Origin of the sequence: Nocardia araoensis NBRC 100135, assembly GCF_000308435.1 — a bacterium.
Classification (GTDB): domain Bacteria; phylum Actinomycetota; class Actinomycetes; order Mycobacteriales; family Mycobacteriaceae; genus Nocardia; species Nocardia araoensis.
Genome location: NZ_BAFR01000279.1, coordinates 1 through 1,564 on the forward strand (window position 1 = coordinate 1; position 1,564 = coordinate 1,564).

At 67.6% G+C, this 1,564-nt stretch carries 1 protein-coding gene and 1 pseudogene; one reads left to right on the plus strand and one right to left on the minus strand.

Annotated features, from left to right (window positions below; translation table 11 throughout):
• A pseudogene (locus ON21_RS30385) lies at positions 1 to 821 on the minus strand (MFS transporter); the annotation flags it as partial.
• A gap of 95 nt (positions 822 to 916) precedes the next feature.
• Between ON21_RS30385 and ON21_RS30390 the strand changes: the two are divergent.
• On the plus strand, positions 917 to 1,564 hold a 648-nt coding region (locus tag ON21_RS30390; protein ID WP_063821156.1), incomplete at its 3' end, for a TetR/AcrR family transcriptional regulator.

The following is a 1,564-nucleotide window of genomic DNA, read 5'->3' on the forward strand; positions in this document are numbered from 1 at the left end:
TCGGGTTGGGATGCCGCAGTTCCCAGGCGATGAACCCGGCCATGGCCGACCACCGCGATCACCCCGGCGAGCACCGCGGAGGTGTGCCAGCCGTTGCGCGGGCCTTCGATGATCATGTAAACCAGCGCCGCGACGGCCACGACGGACAGCGCGCCGCCCATCAAGTCCAATTTCTGTGTCGTGTGCGCCCGGGACGGTGGAACCACTACCAGCGCCGCGACGATCGATACGACCGCGATGGGAACGTTGATCAGGAAGGTCGACGCCCAGCCGTGATCGGTGAGCAGCCAGCCCGCCACCAGCGGACCGACCGCGATCGCGAGGCCAGTGGTAGCGGTCCAGATCGTAATAGCGACGGCGCGTTCCCGTTTCGGGAAGGTGGCCACGAGCAGAGACAACGTCGCGGGCATGATCATCGCCGCCCCGGTCCCCATGATCGCCCGCGCGGCGATCACCCAGTCGGCGCTGTCGACGGCCGACCCCAGCACCGCGCCGGCCGCAAAGACGGCCAGGCCGAGGATCAGCATGCCGCGGCGGCTGTACTTGTCGCCGATCGCGCCCATGAGCAGCATCAGGGCGGCGTACGGGATGGTGTAGGCGTCGACGACCCACTGCAGGTCCTGGCTGGACAGACCCAGATCGCGGGTCATATCGGGAGCGGCCACGATCAACGACGTATTCGTCATGACGCCGATCAGCACGCTCAGGCACAGCACGGCGAGCGCGGCCCAGCGGCGGCGGTATACGGCACCCGGTTCCACCGGTGAGGTGACTAGCAGAGACACATCCGTTCCTCTCACGATCTGCACACCGTTGTGCATTTGCACATTGATGTGCAATCTAAGGAATTTGCACAACGCTGCGCAAGTGTGCGAGGCTTCGACGTGAAGGGACTCACATGACAGCGACCAGAACCATGACTTCTTCTACGACCCGCGGCGCGCGAGCGCAGGCCAATCGGAAGCGGATCCTCGATATCGCGGCAGCCGAACTGACCCGCAATCCCGCGGCGAGCATGGAGGAGATCGCCTCGGCCGCAGGCGTCGTGCGCAGAACTCTCTACGGCCACTTCCCGACCCGCGAGGCACTGATCGACGGCCTCCTCGACCTGGCGTCAGAGGACATCGCGCACACGCTGCGTTCGCTCGACCCGGACGAGCCGGTGACGGTGACCTCCGCCCGGTGCACGATCGCCCTGTGGCGGGTCGGCGACAAATACCGCCTGCTGTTCAAGCTGACGGAGACGAACCTGGGTGCGCGGATCGAGGAACGACTGGCGCCCGTGCACGAGCACGGCGCGGAGATGTTGCGCCACGGCCAGCAGCTCGGCGTGTACTCCGATCACCTCCCCGCCGAAGCGCTGTCCCGCGCGCTCGCCGGGCTGGTGCTGGCACTGCTCGAGGCGCGCACCGACGGAAGCTGGACCGAGGCCGACCCCGACGTGGCGGCCGCCCGCGCCTGCCTGGTCGCACTCGGCGTGCCGCCGGGCGCGGCGGGCGAAATCGCCCTGACCGCAGCCCGATTGGAGAATGCCGACTCGGCATCGGCGCATCATGCCGCCGAT